The sequence below is a fragment of the Bacillus cereus group sp. RP32 genome, assembly GCF_040459735.1.
Lineage (GTDB): Bacteria > Bacillota > Bacilli > Bacillales > Bacillaceae_G > Bacillus_A > Bacillus_A wiedmannii.
In genome coordinates, this window is record NZ_JARVHO010000001.1 from 1 (window position 1) to 19,360 (window position 19,360).

The window sequence follows — 19,360 nt, forward strand, 5'->3', positions numbered from 1 at the left end:
TAAAATAATACTTCCTGATTGTGCTACTTCTACGATTTCTTTTCCATTGTCTTCAACTGGGATAAAAGATTCAATAGAAATATCAGCATCGCTTCCTGTTAACGTAACTCCTTCTTCCGTAGCGACAACTTTAATTCCTGTAAGGATCGGAATTGTCGTACGAGAAGAAACAGCCTTCATTACATCTTGTACACTTCTTACAAGATAGTCTTTTTGTATTGTAAAACGCATAAAGAAAAACCTCCGGTAAGTATAATATTTTATTTAATTAATAAAGATAAAAAATAGTAGTAATAGTAATAGGGCCTGTGGATATGTGGATAACCCCGTTGAAGGATGTAAAAACAGTCTATCTACATGTGGATAGACTGTGCGTAAAACAAGGGAAGTTATTCACACTATTCAGCTACTACTTTAAAATATCGTTAATTTCTTCAACTTGTTTTTGTAATTGCGTATCCGTTTTAAGCAGCTTAGAAATTTTTTCATGAGCATGGATAACTGTTGTATGATCACGTCCACCAAATTCTTCACCGATTTTAGGCAAGGAGTAATCTGTAAGTTCGCGTGATAAATACATTGCAATTTGGCGAGGGAAGGCAACTGATTTTGTTCGCTTTTTCGCCTTGAAATCTTCCAGTTTTATTTGATAAACATCTCCGACAGCCTTTTGAATATCATAAATGGAGATAATTTTTGGTTTAGAATTTGGAATAATATTTTTAAGTGCTTCAGCTGCTAAATCAGCATTAATATCTTTGTTAATTAAAGATGAATAAGCTACAACTCGGATAAGTGCACCTTCTAGTTCACGAATGTTTGAATCAATTTGATTTGCAATATAAAGCATAACCTCATTTGGTATATCGAGTCCTTCAGCCTTTGCTTTTTTACGTAAAATTGCAATTCGTGTTTCTAAATCTGGTGGCGTAATATCCGTAATGAGTCCCCATTCAAAGCGAGAACGAAGACGATCTTCTAAAGTTGGAATTTCTTTTGGTGGCCGATCACTTGAAATTACAATTTGTTTACTTTCTTCGTGTAATGCATTGAATGTATGGAAAAACTCTTCTTGAGTTTGTTCTTTTCCTGCTAGAAATTGAATATCATCTATCAATAAAACATCTACATTACGGTATTTATTACGAAAATCGACTGCTTTATTATCACGAATAGAATTAATGAATTCATTTGTAAATTTTTCTGATGATAAATATACAACCTTTGCGTTTGGGTTATGTTCAATTACATAATGACCAATTGCATGCATTAAATGGGTCTTTCCCAGTCCAACTCCCCCGTAAATAAAGAGGGGATTATATGCTTTAGCTGGCGCTTCGGCTACGGCCAATGAAGCAGCGTGAGCAAAACGGTTACCAGAGCCAATAACAAATGTATCAAACGTATATTTTGGATTTAGCATACTCTGTGGTAAATGATTAGAATCATCTTGTGCTGAATTTGGTTTAGAAGGAGGAAGATCAATCTCCTCTTCAGCTTGACTTTGGGGAATAATAAAGCGAATAGCTAATTTTGCCCCCGTTAAATCATAAAGTGTTTCCGAAATTAGCTCTGAATAATGAGATTCTAACCAATCACGAGCGAATTCATTTGGAGCTGTAATTGTTAACACGTCTTTCTTTAAATTATGTGCGGTTGTTGATTTTAACCATGTTTCATAACTTGGTTTACTGACCTTTTTTTCTAGTTCTTTTAAGGCGCTGTTCCATAAATCAGAGATGTTTTCCAAAGGTGTCCCTCCTTTACTAAGATGGTAAAAGAATAAGGTTGCGCAACAAATGTACAACCTAAATAAATATAAAATGTATATTTATACGAAACGTATTTTAAAACCTAAAAACGTCGTTTGTATATGAGATAGGGTTTTCGACAAAAAAAGCAAATGTGGATAAGCATTTACCCACATGTGATTAAAACTGTCCACATGTTATACACAAATTGTGGATAAGATAAAGGTGTGGAAAACTTATTCAAAGTGAAAACACAACTATAATATCAAAAAAAAGTAGCTATAGCAATGAATTTAAGAAAGTTATCCACAAAATCAATACCTTGTGGAATAAACTTGTCCACAACACGATATACTGTGTAAAAGTACGAAAAGGGTTTGTGGATATAAAAACCGAGAAAAAACATTTATCCACAAGGAAATATAGGGTCTGTGAAAAAGTATGTGAATAGGTTCAAAATGAATATTTGATGAAAATTTCGAGAACCATTGACATTTTCCTAGTTGATTAACTATAATTTATAGGACTGTCTTTAACAGATATTCCTCAGGGAGGTGTCATATAATGAAAAGAACTTACCAACCAAATAAACGTAAGCGCAGCAAAGTACATGGTTTCCGCAGCCGTATGAGCACAGCGAACGGACGTAAAGTGCTAGCAGCTCGTCGTCGTAAAGGAAGAAAAGTATTATCTGCGTAGACCACTGATCGTTCAGTGGTCTTTTTTTCTAATAATAGTGAATTTCCACTGATGAACTACAGGAGTGTCAATTGATATGAAGAAAAAATATCGTATAAAAAAGAATGATGAATTCCAGACGGTTTTTCAAAAAGGAAAATCGAATGCTAACCGTCAGCTTGTTGTCTATCAACTAGATAAGGGAGAGCAGCCAAACTTTCGTATTGGCCTTTCTGTCAGCAAGAAAATAGGAAATGCAGTAGTGCGTAACCGAATTAAACGTATGATTCGCCAGTCGATCACAGAATTAAAAGATGAGATAGATTCTGGAAAAGATTTTGTTATAATAGCAAGGAAGCCTTGTGCAGAGATGACATATGAAGAATTAAAGAAAAGCTTAATTCATGTCTTTAAACGCTCTGGTATGAAAAGAATAAAAAAGTAGCGTAAGGAAATGAATTACACTATATACATACCGAAACAAGGAGGAGCAGGCTTTGAAAAAGAAAATAGGTTTACTAGCCATGGTTATTGCATTAATGGCAATTGCTACTGGCTGTAGTGAAGTGAATCAGCCGATTACACCGAAAAGTACTGGAATTTGGAATGAATATTTCGTATATCCGCTTTCTCAGTTAATTACGTATTTTGCCAACTTATTTGGTAGTAATTACGGTTTAGCAATCGTTGTTACAACTCTTATCATTCGTTTTGCATTATTACCATTAATGATTAAACAAACGAAGAGTACGAAAGCAATGCAGGCGTTACAACCAGAAATGGTTAAGTTAAAAGAGAAATATAGTTCTAAAGATCAAGCAACACAGCAAAAACTACAACAAGAAATGATGCAGTTATATCAAAAAAATGGTGTAAACCCATTAGCAGGATGTTTACCAATATTCATTCAGATGCCTATTTTATTCGCGTTTTACCATGCGATTATGAGAACAGCAGAAATTAGTAAGCATACATTTTTATGGTTCGATTTAGGGCAGGCAGATCCGTACTATATCTTACCGGTTGTTGCGGCAATTACGACATTTATTCAGCAAAAGCTTGCAATGGCAGGAACAGCTGGTCAAAATCCGCAAATGGCAATGATGATTTGGCTTATGCCAATTATGATTTTAGTCTTTGCAATTAACTTCCCAGCTGCATTATCACTTTACTGGGTTGTTGGTAATATCTTTGGTATCGCTCAAATGTACTTGATCAAGGGGCCAGAAATTAAGGCTAGTAAGGCAGAAGGATCAAGCAAGTGAGTGTAATTACTGCTAAAGGACAAACAGTCGAGCTGGCAGTACAAGATGCTTTAAGGCAACTAAATGTTCTAAAAGACCGAGTAGATATAAATATTATCGATGAGGGTAAAAGAGGGTTCCTAGGTTTATTTGGGAATCGACCTGCAGTAGTAGAAGTTGTATTGAAGAAAGATCCGATTCAAGAATGTGGAGAATATTTAAAAAATATTATTCATGATATGGGTGTGGAAGCTGAGATTAGTAAAATTGTAAAAGGACGCGAAGTTGAATTTACAATTTCTGGCGAAAATATAGGTGTTTTGATTGGGAAAAGAGGAAACACCTTGAATTCTTTGCAGTATTTAACAAAACTTGTGGCGAATCGTAGTACGAAGCAGTATATTGGCATCACACTAGATGCTGAAAATTATCGTAGTAAAAGAAAAGCTACATTGGAAGCACTTTCTTATCGATTAGCAAAACAAGTAGTAAGTACGAAAAAAAGAGTTGTGTTGGAGCCTATGCCATCTTTTGAACGAAAGATTATCCACCAAGCATTATCTAATCATCAAAATATCATTACAACTTCTGAAGGAAAAGAACCACATCGACATGTTGTAATATCTTCCAAGTGACCGGTTACTCAATTGAGTGCCGGTTTTTTTGAGGGGAAAATAGGTGTGGATAACTAAAAAACACTAAACTTATCCACTGTGAATAAGTTTAGTGTTTTTTACATGAGGACATAATAAAATGAGTTATTATTCTTTTGTAGATAGGTTCGTTATGGTATTCTAATAATTTAGTGAAGAAAATAATCATGTTGAAATAGAGATAAATAAGCAAGTGAGGTGAAAGGACATGGAATTTGATACAATTGCCGCGATTTCCACAGCGCTTGGAGAGGGTGCAATTGCCATTGTTCGAGTAAGTGGAGATGATGCGGTTGAAAAAGTTAATCGTATTTTTAAAGGGAAGGATTTAACAGAAGTTCCTTCTCACACAATTCATTATGGTCATATTGTGGATTTAGATACAAATCAGGTTATTGAAGAAGTGATGGTATCTATTCTGCGTGCACCAAGGACTTTTACACGTGAAAATATAGTGGAAATTAACTGTCACGGCGGACTTGTTTCGGTAAATAAAGTATTGCAGCTTATTTTAGCGCAAGGAGTACGATTAGCAGAGCCTGGTGAATTTACAAAACGTGCTTTTTTAAATGGCCGTATTGATTTATCACAAGCAGAAGCTGTTATGGACTTAATCCGTGCAAAAACAGATCGTGCAATGAACGTAGCGATTAATCAAATGGAAGGACGATTATCTAAATTAATCGGCCGTCTGCGTCAGGACATATTAGAAACGCTGGCTCATGTTGAGGTAAACATAGATTACCCGGAATATGATGATGTGGAAGAAATGACACATAATATTTTAATTGAGAAGGCTACACATGTTCGTACGGAAATTGCAAAAATATTAGAAACATCGAAGCAAGGAAAGATTTTACGTGAAGGTATTGCTACTGCAATCATCGGTAGACCTAACGTTGGGAAGTCATCGCTATTAAATAGTCTTGTTCAGGAGAAAAAGGCAATTGTAACTGATATTGCAGGAACAACTCGTGATGTTATTGAAGAGTACGTTAATGTGCGTGGTGTACCACTTAAACTTATAGATACAGCCGGGATTCGTGAAACAGAAGATGTTGTTGAACGAATTGGTGTAGAGCGTTCAAAAGAAATGATGAGCCAAGCTGATTTAGTGTTAGTTGTCGTTAATTATAGCGAGGCTTTAACGCATGAGGATGAAGATCTATTCCGTGCCGTACAAGGAAAAGATTTCATTGTTATTGTAAATAAGACAGATTTATCGCAAGTAATCGATATGGAACGTGTTATAGAATTGGCAGCGGGAAATCGTATTATTACAACATCGTTAATTGAGGAACAAGGAATAGATGAGCTTGAAAAGGCAATAGCTGATTTATTCTTTGAAGGAACAATTGATTCTGCAGATGTGACATATGTTTCTAACGCGAGACATATTGGATTATTAATACAAGCAGGAAAAACAATTGGAGATGCAATTGAGGCAATAGAAAATGGTGTTCCAATTGATATGGTGCAAATTGATTTAACAAGAACGTGGGAAATACTTGGTGAAATTACTGGTGATACCGTCCATGAAAGCCTAATTGACCAGTTGTTCTCTCAATTTTGTTTAGGAAAATAATATAGCGATGTTTGAGAAAGATAGAGATTTTTAGGAGGAATAAACAATGGGATACAATGCCGGTTCATACGATGTCATAGTAATCGGTGCAGGTCATGCAGGATGTGAAGCTGGTCTTGCGGCAGCACGAATGGGCTCCAAAACATTAATGTTAACAATTAATTTAGATATGGTGGCGTTTATGCCATGTAACCCTTCTGTTGGTGGACCAGCAAAAGGGATTGTTGTTCGGGAAATTGATGCATTAGGCGGAGAAATGGGACGCAACATCGATAAAACATATATTCAAATGCGTATGTTAAATACAGGTAAAGGACCAGCTGTACGCGCGCTTCGCGCACAAGCAGATAAGTTTTCTTACCAGCATGAATTAAAGAAAACAATTGAAGAAACACCAAATTTAACGTTGTTCCAAGGAATGGTTGAGCGTTTAATCGTTGAAGATGGCGAATGTAAAGGGGTAGTTACGCAAGCTGGTGCTGAATATACAGCCAAAACAGTTGTAATTACGACTGGAACATTTTTACGCGGTGAGATTATTATGGGAGATTTAAAATATTCGAGCGGTCCGAATAATCAACAACCATCTATTACTTTATCCGAGCATTTAGAGGAGCTTGGATTTGATCTTGTTAGATTTAAAACAGGTACACCTCCGCGTGTAAATAGTAATACGATTGATTACAGTAAAACAGAAATTCAGCCAGGTGATGATAAACCACGAGCTTTCTCTTTTGAAACGACAAAATTTATTATGGATCAAATTCCATGTTGGTTGACGTATACAAGTACGGAAACACATCGTTTAATAGATGAAAACCTACATCGCTCAGCTATGTATTCTGGTATGATTAAGGGAACAGGACCTAGATATTGTCCTTCAATTGAAGACAAAGTAGTAAGATTTAATGATAAACCACGTCATCAAATTTTCTTAGAGCCAGAAGGACGTAATACACAAGAAGTGTATGTACAAGGTTTATCCACAAGCTTACCAGAAGATGTGCAACGTGATATGCTTAGAACAATACCTGGCCTAGAAAATGTTGAAATGATGCGTACAGGTTATGCAATTGAATATGATGCAATTGTGCCAACACAACTATGGCCAACACTTGAAACGAAAAAAATTAAGAATTTATATACAGCAGGACAAATTAACGGAACTTCTGGTTACGAAGAGGCGGCAGGACAAGGGCTTATGGCTGGGATTAATGCAGCATGTCGTTCTTTAGGTAAAAAAGAAGTTATTTTAGGTCGCGCGGATGCTTATATTGGTGTCTTAATTGATGACCTTGTAACGAAAGGTACAAATGAACCATATCGCTTATTAACATCTCGTGCAGAATATCGCCTATTATTACGCCACGATAATGCTGATCTTCGTTTAACTGAAGTTGGTCGTGAAATTGGATTAATTAAAGAAGAGCGCTATGAGCGATTTACAAATAAAAAATTAAAAATTGAACAGGAAAAGGAACGTTTAAGCAGCATTATTATTAAACCACGTCCTGAAGTTCAAGAATTAATTCGTAGTATTGGCGGAAGTGAATTGAAAGATGGAATACGTGCAAGTGACTTATTACGTCGTCCAGAGATGACATATGAGCATATTCATCTTTTAGTACCAAGCGAAGTAGAATTAAGTGATGAAATTACAGAACAAGTTGAAATTCAGATTAAGTACGAAGGATATATCGAAAAATCCTTACAGCAAGTAGAGCGTATGAAGAAAATGGAAAACAAAAAAATCCCTGTGGATATTGATTATGATGCGATTTCTAGCCTTGCCTCAGAAGCGAGACAGAAATTGAAAGATGTGCGTCCACTTTCAATGGGGCAGGCTTCACGTATTTCTGGCGTGAATCCAGCGGATGTTTCTATTTTACTTGTGTATATTGAACAAGGAAAAATTGCGCGAGTATCGAACCAATAAATAGTAAGGAGATATTGTTAGATGAACATAGAACAATTTCAATCTATGCTAGAAGAGAAGGGTATCACCCTCTCTTCTAGACAGTTAGAGCAGTTCGAAATCTACTTTGAAACATTAGTAGAGTGGAATGAAAAAATGAACTTAACGGCTATTACGGAGAAAGAGGAAGTATATTTAAAACACTTTTTTGATTCCATTACAGCTGCTTTTTATTATGATTTTTCAGAACCATTCTCAATTTGTGATGTTGGCGCAGGAGCTGGATTCCCAAGTATTCCTTTGAAAATCTGTTTCCCGCACTTAAAAGTAACAATTGTAGACTCATTGCAAAAACGTATTAACTTCTTAAATCATTTAGCACAAAAGTTGGAATTAGGTGACGTTGCGTTTTGTCACGATCGTGCGGAAACATTTGGGAAAAAAGAAGGTGTACGTGAATCGTACGATATTGTAATGGCACGTGCAGTCGCGCGTCTTTCGGTATTGAGTGAGCTATGTTTACCACTTGTAAAAGTTGGAGGAACATTCATTGCAATGAAAGGTGCCGCAGCAAACGAAGAAATTGAAAATGGCAAGTATGCTTTAGAGGTGCTAGGTGGGAATTTAAAAGAAATGTCTACGTTCCAATTACCGTTTGAAGAAAGTGAACGTAATATTTTATTAATCGAGAAAAAGCGCAAGACACCAAAGAAATATCCACGCAAACCGGGAACACCCAATAAATTACCTATTGAAAAATAAATCTTATTAGACGTAAGATTAAATTATATAAATGAAAACGTAAATGTTTCATAGGAAACATTTTATGGAGAATAGTCAATAGGCCTAAAAGGTGGTGGAATATGTATGAAAAATACGTTTTCTCGTTTATTTGGCTTTGGAGATAAAGAGAGCGAATTCGAATTACAAGACGAAAGCCATGAAGAAATAGATAAAAAGGTATATGAAGAAATACAAGAAATTCCGATAGTAAATATTACCCCTAACCGTTATCAACCACGAACAGTTTTTGATGATGCACGAATTGAAGAGCTAGCACTAACGATTCGTACACATGGGCTGATTCAGCCGATTGTTGTGAGGCAATATGAGGATGACAAGTACGAGATTATCGCTGGAGAAAGGCGTTTCCGTGCGGCAACAAAGTTAGGGTGGGAAAAAGTTCCTGCAATTATAAAGAACTTAAATGATACAGAGACAGCTTCTGTAGCTTTAATTGAAAACTTGCAACGTGAGGAACTAACAGCAATCGAGGAAGCTGTGGCATATCAAAAGCTAATTGAGTTACATAATTTAACACAAGAAGCATTGGCACAACGACTTGGAAAAGGACAATCCACAATCGCAAATAAGTTGCGATTGTTAAAGTTGCCTGAAGAAATAAAACGTGCGTTATTAGAAAAAAGTATTACAGAACGTCATGCCCGCGCTCTCATTCCTTTAAAGAATGAGGAATTACAACTGAAGGTTTTACAGGAAATTGTGGAGAAACAACTGAATGTAAAGCAAACAGAGGAACGAATTGCGAAATTACTAGAGGAAGCCAAACCGAAGCGTAAGGCAAAGCAAAAAGCAGTAAGTCGAGATACGAGAATTGCCATGAATACAATTAGGCAGTCATTACAAATGGTTGCTGACAGTGGTTTAAATGTTAATTCTGCGGAAGAAGAATTTGATGAGTACTATCAAATTACAATTAAAATTCCGAAGAAAAAATAATAATGGCGTGTTAGAGACCTTATCCTATTGGATAGGTCTCTTTTACTATATTTTCTTGTTAGATGAAGAAGGAGTTTAGAAATAAATTTTGAAGTTTAATAAGGACGTAAAAGAAAAACTTTTATTTCATGTTACAATAAACGTAATTGTTACTAGAATAAGATAGAAAGGTTGAAAGTAGGTGACATCATGGGAAAAATCATTGCTATTGCCAATCAAAAAGGTGGCGTTGGAAAAACAACAACATCTGTTAATTTAGGAGCTGGATTGGCACAAGTAGGTAAAAAAGTCCTTCTTGTAGATATTGACGCTCAAGGAAATGCAACGACTGGTGTGGGAATTGAAAAATCCGAATTAGATCAATGTATTTACAATGTTCTTGTGGAAGATGCAGATGTTCAAGGGGTTATATGTAAAACCGCAACTGAAAACTTAGATGTTCTACCCGCTACAATTCAATTGGCAGGTGCTGAAATTGAATTGGTACCGACTATTTCCCGGGAAGTACGTTTACAAAGGGCATTACAGCCAGTTCGTGATGAATATGACTATATTATTATCGACTGTCCCCCGTCCTTAGGGTTATTAACGATTAATGCATTAACCGCAGCAGATTCTGTTATTATTCCTGTTCAATGCGAATATTACGCACTAGAAGGATTAAGTCAGCTATTAAATACAGTTCGACTTGTGCAAAAGCACTTAAATAAAAATCTAGCAATTCAAGGTGTATTGTTAACGATGTTGGATGCCCGTACGAATTTAGGGATTCAGGTTATAGATGAAGTGAAAAAATACTTTAGGGATAAAGTATACCGTTCGATTATTCCACGTAATGTTCGTTTAAGTGAAGCACCAAGTCATGGGAAACCAATTATGCAGTATGACGCTAAATCAAGAGGGGCAGAAGTATATATAGATTTAGCAGAGGAAGTGATTGCAGGTGGCTAAAGGATTAGGAAGAGGAATTAATGTGTTTTTTCCTGATTTAGATGTGAAAGAAGAAGAGGCAATTCAGGAGATTGTGATAACTGAATTAAGACCGAATCCATATCAACCACGTAAACACTTTAATAAAGAGGCAATTCAAGAATTATCGGCCTCTATTAAAGAGCACGGCATATTGCAACCGTTAATTGCTAGGAAGAGTATTAAAGGATATGAAATTGTTGCAGGTGAAAGAAGATATCGTGCTGCCAAAGAGGCAGGGCTCGAAAAGGTACCTGCTGTTGTAAGACAATTAAATGAGCAGCAAATGATGGAGTTTGCATTGCTTGAAAACTTACAACGAGAAGATTTAAACCCAATGGAAGAAGCAATGGCATATCAAATGTTAATGAATGAGCTAAATGTAACGCAAGAACAATTAGCAAAACGTCTTGGTAAGAGCAGACCTTACATTGCAAATTATACGCGGTTATTAAGCCTACCTTCTTTTGTGCAAGATATGATTGCAAATGGTCAACTTTCAATGGCCCATGGGAGAACTTTGCTTACTATAAAAGATGAAGAACAATTGAAATCTTTATTAAAACGAATCGAAAAAGAAGGATTAAACGTTCGTCAATTAGAGAAAATTGTCCAGGAGATTAATCAACGCGTTTCACGTGAAACAAAACAAGTGAAAAAAGAGAGAAACATATTTTTCGTAGAACGCGAAACGTTCTTAAGAGAAAAGTTTGGCACAGATGTGAAAATTAAAGAAACGAAAAAAGAAAAAGGTAAAATCGAAATTGAATTTTTTAATAAAGAAGATTTAAATCGTATTTTAGAATTATTAGCGCAGAAAAACTAAAAAGCAAACCATCTTATTATTTATAGATGGTTTGCTTTTTTTAATACAGATAATTTTTGGTCTGTTTCTTTTATACTTTGTGCAATTACATCAGCCATTTTCATGACTAAACTTAATCTTGTATTTTGCAGGACGAAAAACTCCATAAAACCATTTAGATTTACGATGCCATGAATATGTAAATCACCAACTGCAGGTAATTTTTTGTTCATCGCAGCTCCAGGTTTACTAGGCCCCATTCCGGTAGTGATGGAACCGATGTTTTGAGACTTTCCTAAACAGGCATCAACCGCAATTATAAATGAAGTAGGATTATCTTTCTGTATATTCTGAATTTTTTCTTCTAAATTTAGCGCATGCACTGGCTCATCTAGTGTGCCGAACACTTGGAAGTTTTTAATTCCTGCTTGTTCTAGTTTCGTACCGACTAACGGACCGAGTGCATCGCCTGTAGAACGATCTGTTCCGATACAAACGAGAATAATCGGTATATTCGTTTTAATAGGGATATGGGAAAGTAAGAAGTTACTAATTGTCTCGGAGGCTTCTACGTCTTGGTGCATAACATTTTGAGTTTCTTTTTCGAAAAAGGGTAAGCGAAAACTTCCAATATTCATGAAGCATCCATCCTTTTAATAAATTTTCAAAATATGTTATATGGTGAGTAAAATGGAAAACTATAAGTGCGTACTTCCTGTAAAACTTGAGTGAAAACGGAAATAATAGTACTAGTATATATATATTCGTTCCATTTTATACCTGCATGGAAGTTAACAAATGCAATTAAAGTCATAAAAATTTTTCAGAAATCAGGGTGACTTCTGATACAATAAGAAGGATGATTAAAAAGAAATTTTAGCTGGAGAGGTAGAGGTACATGGATTTAGCGTTGAAATGGTTTGAGTCCATTGATTGGACGAATATAGGTGTGAAATCACTAAAAATAGTCGTTATTTTAATACTTGGTGCAATTATTGTGCGAGTTGCGCGTGCAATTGTACGAAATGCGTTTCGTATGGGAAGCCGTTCGCCAATTCAAATTTCAGAACGTCGTACAGTTACAGTAGCGAAGTTACTTGAAAATATTGTGGCATACGTTGTTATGTTCATTATGTTAATTGCGATTTTGGGTGTGTTTAATATTAATGCATCTGGTTTATTAGCGGGTGCCGGGGTAATTGGTTTAGCAGTCGGATTTGGTGCTCAAAGTTTAGTAAAAGATGTTATTACGGGGTTATTTATTTTGCTAGAAGATCAATTTTCAGTAGGTGACTATGTAAAAATTGGTCAGTTTGAAGGTGTCGTTCTAGAAATTGGACTTCGTACAACAAAAGTAAAGAGTTGGACAGGTGAAATTCATACTTTACCAAATGGAAGTATTATTCAAGTTACGAACTATTCAGTTAGTAATAGTGTAGCATTTGTTGATGTATCCATTTCGTATGAGGCTGACATAGCGAAAGCGGAGCAAGTCATTGAAGAGTTATTAGAAGAATTACCTGCACAGTATACGCAAATGGTAGCAAAGCCTCAGTTATTAGGTGTGCAAACATTGGCTGCGTCAGAAGTTATATTACGTGTTATTGCGGAAGTAGAACCGATGCAACATGCGGTTGTTGCGAGAGCACTTCGTAAAGAAATTAAAAATCGTCTAGATTTACATGGGATTGAAATTCCATATCCACGTATGGTTTTATATAATCGTGAAGAATTGGTGAGTGGAAAAGCAATTTAGTATGGAGAGGGGTTTGGAGAATGGAGCAAAAGCAGTATAACTTGTACGATGTTGTGGAAATGAAGAAAGCCCACCCATGTGGTGAGAATCGCTGGAAGATTATTCGTATGGGAATGGATATCCGCATTAAGTGCGAGGGATGTGACCATTCAGTAATGATTCCTCGAAGAGAATTTGATCGTAAGGTGAAAAAAATACTTGTGAAGCACGAAGAATAGAGAGAAAGTAACAGTTGCAATGGGTAGCTGTTACTTTTTTTCGTTTGGAGGAAACTTGTCATTTTTTTCGTTACTATCTATAATGATGAAAGATTGAGACATAGGAGTGAAAAATATGGGATTAACGGCTGGGATTGTTGGATTACCTAACGTAGGGAAGTCAACTTTATTTAATGCAATTACACAAGCAGGAGCAGAATCTGCAAACTATCCATTCTGTACAATTGATCCAAACGTAGGGATTGTAGAAGTACCAGATGAGCGTTTAAATAAATTAACGGAATTAGTAGAACCGAAAAAAACTGTTCCGACTGTATTTGAGTTTACTGATATTGCAGGTATCGTAAAAGGTGCTAGTAAAGGTGAAGGTTTAGGAAATAAATTCTTATCTCACATTCGCCAAGTAGATGCAATTTGCCAAGTTGTTCGTTGTTTTGAAGACGAAAATATTACACACGTTTCAGGGAAAGTAGATCCAATCGATGATATTGAAACAATCAACTTAGAGCTAATCCTAGCGGATTTAGAATCTGTTGATAAACGTATCGAGCGTGTTGCGAAGTTAGCAAGACAAAAAGATAAAGAAGCAGTATATGAGCATGAAATTTTAGTTCGTTTAAAAGAAGCTTTTGAAGAGGGAAAACCAGCTCGTACTATTGAATTTACAGAAGAACAAATGAAGATTGTTAAAGGCCTTCATTTACTTACAACGAAAGAAATGTTATACGTAGCAAACGTAAGTGAAGATGATATTATGGATCCTTCTGAAAATAAATATGTACAAATGGTAAAAGAATTTGCTGCAAATGAAAATGCTCAAGTAATCGTTGTATGTGCAAAAATCGAAGAAGAAATCGCTGAGCTAGACGAGGAAGAGAAAAAAGTATTCCTTGAAGAACTAGGCATTGAAGAATCTGGTTTAGATCAATTAATTCGTGCTGCATATGATTTATTAGGACTTGCTACTTACTTCACAGCTGGTGTGCAAGAAGTACGTGCATGGACATTTAAACAAGGTATGAAAGCACCACAATGTGCTGGCGTAATTCATACAGACTTTGAGCGTGGATTTATTCGTGCGGAAACAGTTTCTTACGAAGACTTAATGACAAACGGTTCTATGACAGCTGCAAAAGAAGCTGGTAAAGTTCGTTTAGAAGGAAAAGAGTATATCGTAAAAGATGGAGACGTTATGCACTTCCGCTTCAACGTTTAATTTAATATTTCCTAGGAAAAATAAAGATATGAGCTTGGCAAATATATTATGTGTTTGCCAAGTTTTTTATGCATGGGTGAGTTGATTCATCTAACTTACTATGATATAATCTAAACTCGTGAGTAATTACTATAAATTAATTGCTCCTTGCCCATTATGGGCCGTTTAGACCAAAAGGAGGTGAAAGTGTAATGAGAAAGTACGAAATTATGTACATCATTCGTCCTGGCGTTGAAGAAGAAGCTCAAAAAGCTTTAGTTGAACGTTTCGCAGGTGTTTTAACAAACAATGGTGCAGAAATCATTAACACGAAAGAGTGGGGTAAGCGTCGTTTAGCTTACGAAATCAACGACTTACGTGAAGGTTTCTACATGATCTTAAACGTGAACTCTAACGCAGAAGCGATTAACGAATTCGACCGTTTAGCTAAGATCAACGAAGACATCCTTCGTCATATCGTTGTTAAAGAAGAAGAAAAATAATTGATATATAAGGGAGAGTGGTTCGATTGATGAATCGTGTTATCCTCGTTGGTCGTTTAACTAAGGACCCTGACTTACGTTACACGCCCAATGGTGTTGCAGTAGCTACTTTTACGTTAGCTGTGAATCGCGCATTTGCGAATCAACAAGGTGAGCGTGAAGCTGACTTTATTAATTGTGTAATATGGCGTAAACAAGCAGAAAACGTAGCAAATTATTTGAAAAAAGGTAGCTTAGCAGGCGTAGATGGACGTCTTCAAACTCGTAATTACGATGGACAAGATGGTAAGCGTGTATATGTAACAGAAGTTCTTGCGGAAAGCGTACAATTTTTAGAGCCGCGTAATGGCGGTGGGGAGCAACGTGGTTCATTTAATCAGCAACCATCAGGAGCTGGTTTCGGTAACCAAAGCTCTAACCCATTTGGTCAATCTAGTAATTCAGGTAACCAAGGTAACCAAGGGAACCAAGGGAACTCTGGATTTACGAAGAATGACGATCCATTTTCAAATGTAGGTCAACCGATCGACATTTCCGACGACGATTTACCGTTCTAATACAGTAAATTAGTTAGTTTTAACAAAGAATGGAGGGAATAGACATGGCAGGACGCAAAGGTGGACGTGCGAAACGTCGTAAGGTGTGTTTCTTCACATCTAACGGCATCACTCGCATTGACTATAAAGATGTTGATTTATTAAAACGTTTCGTTTCTGAGCGTGGTAAAATTTTACCTCGTCGTGTAACAGGAACAAGCGCAAAATACCAACGCAAACTTACAGTTGCAATTAAACGTGCTCGTCAAATGGCACTTTTACCATATGTTGGTGAATAATAGCGTATGAAATGCACAGTAGAGTCGGACTCTACTGTGCATTTTGCTATGCTTTTCTTTTTTGAAAGAGAGGTTAGATGATGAAGAATACGAAATTTATTACTGAGGGTGCAGCGTTGCTAGCGATATATGCAATGTTATTGCTTATATCTATGTATGTTCCAATTTTAGGTACAGTTGTAACGTTTGCTTTGCCATTGCCGTTTATATTGCTAACGATAAGATATAGATTATCTAACGCCTTTGTAATTTTTACGGCGGCACTTTTTATTACCGTTATTGTCAGTCAACCGATGAACCTAGTAAAGACAACTATGTTTGGATTGATAGGTATCGTTTTAGGATATATGTATAAAAAACAAAAAAAACCGGTAGAGATTTTGATGGCGGGGACGCTTGCGTACTTAATTGGTATTATGCTCATTTATGTTGCAAGTATAAAGTTTTTTAACATAGATTTAATGAAGCAAATGCAAAATATGCTTAATGAAAGTATGGCGCAAAGTGAAAAGATAGTCACTGCTGCTGGTATGCCTATTAGTAAGGAGCAAAAAGAATTATTTGCACAATTTAATGATGTGTTACAAACGTTATTCCCAAGTTTGCTTGTAATGGTCTCGGTATGTTTTTCTTGGATTACAGTTATGATATCAGGTAGTGTTTTGAGAAAACTAAAGCATGACGTTATACCTTGGCCTAAATTTAAAGATATACAATTACCAAAGAGTATTGTTTGGTATTACGTTATATTTATTTTGCTATCAACTTTTATAAAAGTAGAACCGACATCATATTTACATATGGTATTTTCTAACCTATATGTCATATTTGCCTTACTACTAGTACTACAAGGTCTGACATTTATCGCTTTTCTAGCGCATAGCAAAGGTTTTACGAAAGGGGTTCCTATTATTAGTTTTATTGTCTGCATGTTTATACCGATGTTGTTTCCTCTTGTGACAATCTTAGGTATAATTGATTTAGGGATTTCATTGCGTTCTAAAATAGGAGGATAAAGTAATATTCCTTATACTATTTTAATCTGTTTAACTAACTGAAAGGTGAGTTAGTTTTACTTTATAGGAGTTGTATACATGCCTGAATTTTATAAGAAACAGTGGTTTTTATATCCTGTTTATGTATTGGCATTTTTCGTGTTTGTGCTCATTGCCATCCTCTGTTATTTTCATTTAATTATGGGGATATCCACCTTTTTTATTTTTTGCATTGTACTTTTTGTTGTTATACGCTTTGAACTGACCTTTCAAAGGAATTTCGAAAAGTATACGACAGATATGATTACAAGAGTAAAGAAAGTGAGTAATGAAGCATTTAACCAAATGCCGATTGGTATTTTGTTATACAATAAGGATTATGGGATTGATTGGGCGAATCCTTATTTATCTTCATGTCTAGGACAGCATGCGTTAGCTGGATGGCACCTTTATGATGTATCAGAAACGTTGCTTCTTTTTATTAAGGGAGAAACTTCCGACGATATAGTCTCTTTAAATAACCGAAAGTTTCGCGTTTTTGTAAGGAAAGAAGAAAAGTTAATTTATTTCTTTGATGTAACGGAACAAACAGAGATTGAAAAGATGTACGAGGATCAACGCACTGTTTTGGCTGTCATTTATTTAGATAATTATGATGAAGTTACACAGGGGTTAGATGATCAATTACGTACGAATATCACAAGTCTTGTAACATCACGACTAAATGAATGGGCCGTTAAGTATGGGGCATATTTAAAACGTGCATCTTCAGAAAGATTCTTCGTTGTACTAAATGAGAGTATTTTAGCACAGATGGAGAAAGGGAAATTTAGCATTTTAGATCAGGTGCGTGAAGAAACATCCAAAAGGAATATACCACTCACCTTAAGTGTAGGTGTTGGATCAGGTGATTTACCTTTATCAGAGCTTGGGGCAATGGCTCAGTCCGGTTTAGACCTTGCGCTTGGCCGTGGTGGAGATCAAGTAGCTATTAAACAAGCGACAGGTAAAGTTAAGTTTTATGGTGGTAAGACGAATCCAGTTGAAAAACGTACTCGTGTACGTGCCAGAGTTATTTCGCATGCATTAAAGGATTTAGTATTAGAAAGTAGTAATGTCATTATAATGGGGCATAGGGCTCCTGATATGGACGCAATTGGTGCTGCGATTGGTATTTTAAAGGTAGCGCAATTAAATGAGCGCAAAGGATATATTGTGTTAGATGAAAATGATTCTGATAAGGGAATTAAGCGTTTAATGGATAAAGTGAAACAAAACGAAGAGTTATGGTCTCACTTTATTACCCCAGGACAAGCGATGGAATTTGCAAATGATGATTCATTACTTGTTGTTGTTGATACGCATAAACCTTCAATGGTGATGGAAGAAAAGCTGTTACATAAAATTGAAAATGTAGTTGTTATTGACCATCATCGCCGGGGAGAAGATTTTATTGAAGATCCATTGCTTGTTTACATGGAGCCATACGCTTCTTCCACGGCAGAACTTGTTACAGAATTACTTGAGTACCAACCGAAAAATTTAAAAATGACAATGTTAGAAGCAACGGCACTGTTAGCAGGTATTATTGTTGATACGAAAAGCTTTACATTCCGGACAGGTGCTCGTACGTTTGATGCCGCTTCTTATTTACGCTCACATGGTGCAGATACTGTACTTGTACAAGAGCTTTTAAAAGAAGATATGGATCAGTATTTACGGGTTGCAAAAGCTATTAAAAATGCGTACATTTATACAAATGGAATTGCGATTGCAAAAGTTGATAGTGATGATTACTACGATCAAGTGCTTATTGCGCAATCAGCCGACACATTATTAACAATGACAGGAATTATTGCGTCATTTGTTATTGCAAAACGTGGCGAGAATTTCATTGGAATTAGCGGCAGGTCTTTAGGTGAAGTGAACGTGCAGCTAATTATGGAAAATTTAGGCGGTGGTGGGCATTTAACGAATGCAGCCACACAAATGAAAAATGTTACAGTAGATGAAGCTGAGGAGAAGCTTCGATTTGTTATTGATGACTATTTACAGGGAGGCACACAATCATGAAAGTAATTTTTCTAAAAGACGTAAAAGGTAAAGGGAAAAAAGGAGAAATAAAAAACGTACCAGATGGCTATGCAAATAACTTCTTACTAAAACAAGGATTAGCTGCTGAAGCGACAAATAGCAGTATGAAAACTTTAGAAGCTCAAAAGCGAAAAGAAGAAAAAGATGCAGCAGCAGAGGTTGAAAATGCAAAAGAGTTGAAAGAAACGTTAGAGAAACTAACTGTAGAAGTAAAGGCGAAATCTGGAGAAGGTGGCCGTCTATTTGGTTCAATCACAAGTAAACAAATCGTAGATGCAATGCAAAAATCACATAAAATTAAACTTGATAAACGTAAATTTGAAATGGATGATGCAATTCGTGCATTAGGCTATACAAACGTTACTGTGAAGTTGCATCCGCAAGTAACAGCAACAGTAAAAGTTCATGTTAGTGAACAATAAAA

At 36.0% G+C, this 19,360-nt stretch carries 21 protein-coding genes and 1 pseudogene; 19 read left to right on the forward strand and 3 right to left on the reverse strand.

Annotation, left to right across the window (positions count from 1 at the left end; all coding sequences use genetic code 11):
• Both QCI46_RS00005 and dnaA read right to left on the reverse strand, forming a co-directional pair.
• A pseudogene (locus QCI46_RS00005) lies at positions 1 to 231 on the reverse strand (DNA polymerase III subunit beta); the annotation flags it as partial.
• A gap of 178 nt (positions 232 to 409) precedes the next feature.
• On the reverse strand, positions 410 to 1,750 hold the full coding sequence (gene dnaA / locus QCI46_RS00010; protein WP_000428027.1) for a chromosomal replication initiator protein DnaA: 1,341 nt from the start codon (positions 1,748 to 1,750) through the stop codon (positions 410 to 412).
• Positions 1,751 to 2,315: 565 nt separating this feature from the next.
• Between dnaA and rpmH the strand changes: the two genes are divergently transcribed.
• The 10 genes from rpmH to spo0J all read left to right on the forward strand — a co-directional run bounded on the left by rpmH (position 2,316) and on the right by spo0J (position 11,361).
• Positions 2,316 to 2,450 (forward strand): 50S ribosomal protein L34, encoded by a 135-nt coding sequence (gene rpmH, locus QCI46_RS00015; protein WP_000831901.1) that lies wholly within the window; start codon positions 2,316 to 2,318, stop codon positions 2,448 to 2,450.
• A gap of 76 nt (positions 2,451 to 2,526) precedes the next feature.
• Positions 2,527 to 2,874, forward strand: coding sequence for a ribonuclease P protein component (gene rnpA / locus QCI46_RS00020; RefSeq protein ID WP_000731505.1), 348 nt, complete (start codon positions 2,527 to 2,529; stop codon positions 2,872 to 2,874).
• A 52-nt stretch (positions 2,875 to 2,926) separates the two neighbouring features.
• Entirely contained in the window at positions 2,927 to 3,694 is a 768-nt protein-coding gene (gene spoIIIJ, locus QCI46_RS00025) for a YidC family membrane integrase SpoIIIJ (RefSeq protein WP_000726758.1), read from the forward strand.
• Positions 3,691 to 4,308 (forward strand): RNA-binding cell elongation regulator Jag/EloR, encoded by a 618-nt coding sequence (gene jag, locus QCI46_RS00030; RefSeq protein WP_353839341.1) that lies wholly within the window; start codon positions 3,691 to 3,693, stop codon positions 4,306 to 4,308. Before spoIIIJ ends, jag begins: the two co-directional genes overlap by 4 nt.
• A gap of 226 nt (positions 4,309 to 4,534) precedes the next feature.
• Positions 4,535 to 5,911 (forward strand): tRNA uridine-5-carboxymethylaminomethyl(34) synthesis GTPase MnmE, encoded by a 1,377-nt coding sequence (gene mnmE, locus QCI46_RS00035; RefSeq protein ID WP_327958524.1) that lies wholly within the window; start codon positions 4,535 to 4,537, stop codon positions 5,909 to 5,911.
• A 46-nt stretch (positions 5,912 to 5,957) separates the two neighbouring features.
• The gene (gene mnmG / locus QCI46_RS00040; RefSeq protein WP_000541059.1) at positions 5,958 to 7,847 is read left to right on the forward strand and encodes a tRNA uridine-5-carboxymethylaminomethyl(34) synthesis enzyme MnmG; all 1,890 of its coding nucleotides are present in this window, start codon (positions 5,958 to 5,960) and stop codon (positions 7,845 to 7,847) included.
• Positions 7,848 to 7,868: 21 nt separating this feature from the next.
• Positions 7,869 to 8,588, forward strand: coding sequence for a 16S rRNA (guanine(527)-N(7))-methyltransferase RsmG (gene rsmG / locus QCI46_RS00045; protein ID WP_001019619.1), 720 nt, complete (start codon positions 7,869 to 7,871; stop codon positions 8,586 to 8,588).
• Between the two features lie 105 nt (positions 8,589 to 8,693).
• Positions 8,694 to 9,566, forward strand: a complete 873-nt coding sequence (gene noc / locus QCI46_RS00050; protein WP_000799025.1) for a nucleoid occlusion protein — start codon at positions 8,694 to 8,696, stop codon at positions 9,564 to 9,566.
• Positions 9,567 to 9,755: 189 nt separating this feature from the next.
• Positions 9,756 to 10,517, forward strand: coding sequence for a sporulation initiation inhibitor protein Soj (gene soj / locus QCI46_RS00055; RefSeq protein WP_353839342.1), 762 nt, complete (start codon positions 9,756 to 9,758; stop codon positions 10,515 to 10,517).
• The gene (gene spo0J / locus QCI46_RS00060) at positions 10,510 to 11,361 is read left to right on the forward strand and encodes a stage 0 sporulation protein Spo0J (protein WP_001051814.1); all 852 of its coding nucleotides are present in this window, start codon (positions 10,510 to 10,512) and stop codon (positions 11,359 to 11,361) included. The genes soj and spo0J overlap by 8 nt, the downstream gene beginning before the upstream one ends.
• A 20-nt stretch (positions 11,362 to 11,381) precedes the next feature.
• Here spo0J and yyaC read toward each other — a convergent pair whose 3' ends face one another.
• Positions 11,382 to 11,978, reverse strand: coding sequence for a spore protease YyaC (yyaC, locus tag QCI46_RS00065; protein ID WP_097858866.1), 597 nt, complete (start codon positions 11,976 to 11,978; stop codon positions 11,382 to 11,384).
• 260 nt (positions 11,979 to 12,238) lie between these two features.
• On the opposite strand from yyaC, the gene QCI46_RS00070 reads away from it, so the two are divergent.
• The 9 genes from QCI46_RS00070 (at position 12,239) to rplI (ending at position 19,358) form a co-directional block, all read left to right on the forward strand.
• Positions 12,239 to 13,096: a mechanosensitive ion channel family protein gene (locus QCI46_RS00070; protein WP_000362298.1), complete on the forward strand. Its 858-nt coding sequence runs from the start codon at positions 12,239 to 12,241 to the stop codon at positions 13,094 to 13,096.
• A 20-nt stretch (positions 13,097 to 13,116) separates the two neighbouring features.
• Positions 13,117 to 13,314 carry a DUF951 domain-containing protein gene (locus tag QCI46_RS00075; protein WP_000436051.1) on the forward strand — a complete coding sequence of 66 codons (198 nt, stop codon included), beginning with the start codon at positions 13,117 to 13,119 and terminating at the stop codon, positions 13,312 to 13,314.
• Between the two features lie 115 nt (positions 13,315 to 13,429).
• Positions 13,430 to 14,530: a redox-regulated ATPase YchF gene (ychF, locus tag QCI46_RS00080; RefSeq protein WP_353839343.1), complete on the forward strand. Its 1,101-nt coding sequence runs from the start codon at positions 13,430 to 13,432 to the stop codon at positions 14,528 to 14,530.
• A 191-nt stretch (positions 14,531 to 14,721) separates the two neighbouring features.
• Positions 14,722 to 15,012, forward strand: coding sequence for a 30S ribosomal protein S6 (gene rpsF, locus QCI46_RS00085; protein WP_001233781.1), 291 nt, complete (start codon positions 14,722 to 14,724; stop codon positions 15,010 to 15,012).
• 26 nt (positions 15,013 to 15,038) lie between these two features.
• A complete protein-coding gene (gene ssb / locus QCI46_RS00090) occupies positions 15,039 to 15,569 on the forward strand; it encodes a single-stranded DNA-binding protein (protein WP_002108911.1) in 531 nt (176 codons plus the stop codon).
• A gap of 44 nt (positions 15,570 to 15,613) precedes the next feature.
• A complete protein-coding gene (rpsR, locus tag QCI46_RS00095; protein ID WP_000918874.1) occupies positions 15,614 to 15,847 on the forward strand; it encodes a 30S ribosomal protein S18 in 234 nt (77 codons plus the stop codon).
• Positions 15,848 to 15,927: 80 nt separating this feature from the next.
• A complete protein-coding gene (locus tag QCI46_RS00100) occupies positions 15,928 to 16,863 on the forward strand; it encodes a YybS family protein (protein WP_142343584.1) in 936 nt (311 codons plus the stop codon).
• Between the two features lie 78 nt (positions 16,864 to 16,941).
• Entirely contained in the window at positions 16,942 to 18,915 is a 1,974-nt protein-coding gene (locus tag QCI46_RS00105) for a DHH family phosphoesterase (RefSeq protein WP_001113891.1), read from the forward strand.
• Complete coding sequence (gene rplI / locus QCI46_RS00110) at positions 18,912 to 19,358, forward strand: 50S ribosomal protein L9 (protein WP_000864225.1); 447 nt, start codon at positions 18,912 to 18,914, stop codon at positions 19,356 to 19,358. The genes QCI46_RS00105 and rplI overlap by 4 nt, the downstream gene beginning before the upstream one ends.
• The last annotated feature ends 2 nt before the right edge of the window (positions 19,359 to 19,360 follow it).

Bases quoted from the DNA above. Each gene is read 5' to 3' on its own strand.
- rnpA (WP_000731505.1), top strand. From the start codon at position 2,527: ATGAAGAAAAAATATCGTATAAAAAAGAATGATGAATTCCAGACGGTT.
- QCI46_RS00105 (WP_001113891.1), top strand. From the start codon at position 16,942: ATGCCTGAATTTTATAAGAAACAGTGGTTTTTATATCCTGTTTATGTA.
- rpmH (WP_000831901.1), top strand. From the start codon at position 2,316: ATGAAAAGAACTTACCAACCAAATAAACGTAAGCGCAGCAAAGTACAT.
- rsmG (WP_001019619.1), top strand. From the start codon at position 7,869: ATGAACATAGAACAATTTCAATCTATGCTAGAAGAGAAGGGTATCACC.
- mnmG (WP_000541059.1), top strand. From the start codon at position 5,958: ATGGGATACAATGCCGGTTCATACGATGTCATAGTAATCGGTGCAGGT.
- QCI46_RS00075 (WP_000436051.1), top strand. From the start codon at position 13,117: ATGGAGCAAAAGCAGTATAACTTGTACGATGTTGTGGAAATGAAGAAA.
- noc (WP_000799025.1), top strand. From the start codon at position 8,694: ATGAAAAATACGTTTTCTCGTTTATTTGGCTTTGGAGATAAAGAGAGC.
- QCI46_RS00070 (WP_000362298.1), top strand. From the start codon at position 12,239: ATGGATTTAGCGTTGAAATGGTTTGAGTCCATTGATTGGACGAATATA.
- ychF (WP_353839343.1), top strand. From the start codon at position 13,430: ATGGGATTAACGGCTGGGATTGTTGGATTACCTAACGTAGGGAAGTCA.
- yyaC (WP_097858866.1), bottom strand. From the start codon at position 11,978: ATGAATATTGGAAGTTTTCGCTTACCCTTTTTCGAAAAAGAAACTCAA.
- mnmE (WP_327958524.1), top strand. From the start codon at position 4,535: ATGGAATTTGATACAATTGCCGCGATTTCCACAGCGCTTGGAGAGGGT.
- rpsR (WP_000918874.1), top strand. From the start codon at position 15,614: ATGGCAGGACGCAAAGGTGGACGTGCGAAACGTCGTAAGGTGTGTTTC.
- rplI (WP_000864225.1), top strand. From the start codon at position 18,912: ATGAAAGTAATTTTTCTAAAAGACGTAAAAGGTAAAGGGAAAAAAGGA.
- soj (WP_353839342.1), top strand. From the start codon at position 9,756: ATGGGAAAAATCATTGCTATTGCCAATCAAAAAGGTGGCGTTGGAAAA.
- rpsF (WP_001233781.1), top strand. From the start codon at position 14,722: ATGAGAAAGTACGAAATTATGTACATCATTCGTCCTGGCGTTGAAGAA.
- QCI46_RS00100 (WP_142343584.1), top strand. From the start codon at position 15,928: ATGAAGAATACGAAATTTATTACTGAGGGTGCAGCGTTGCTAGCGATA.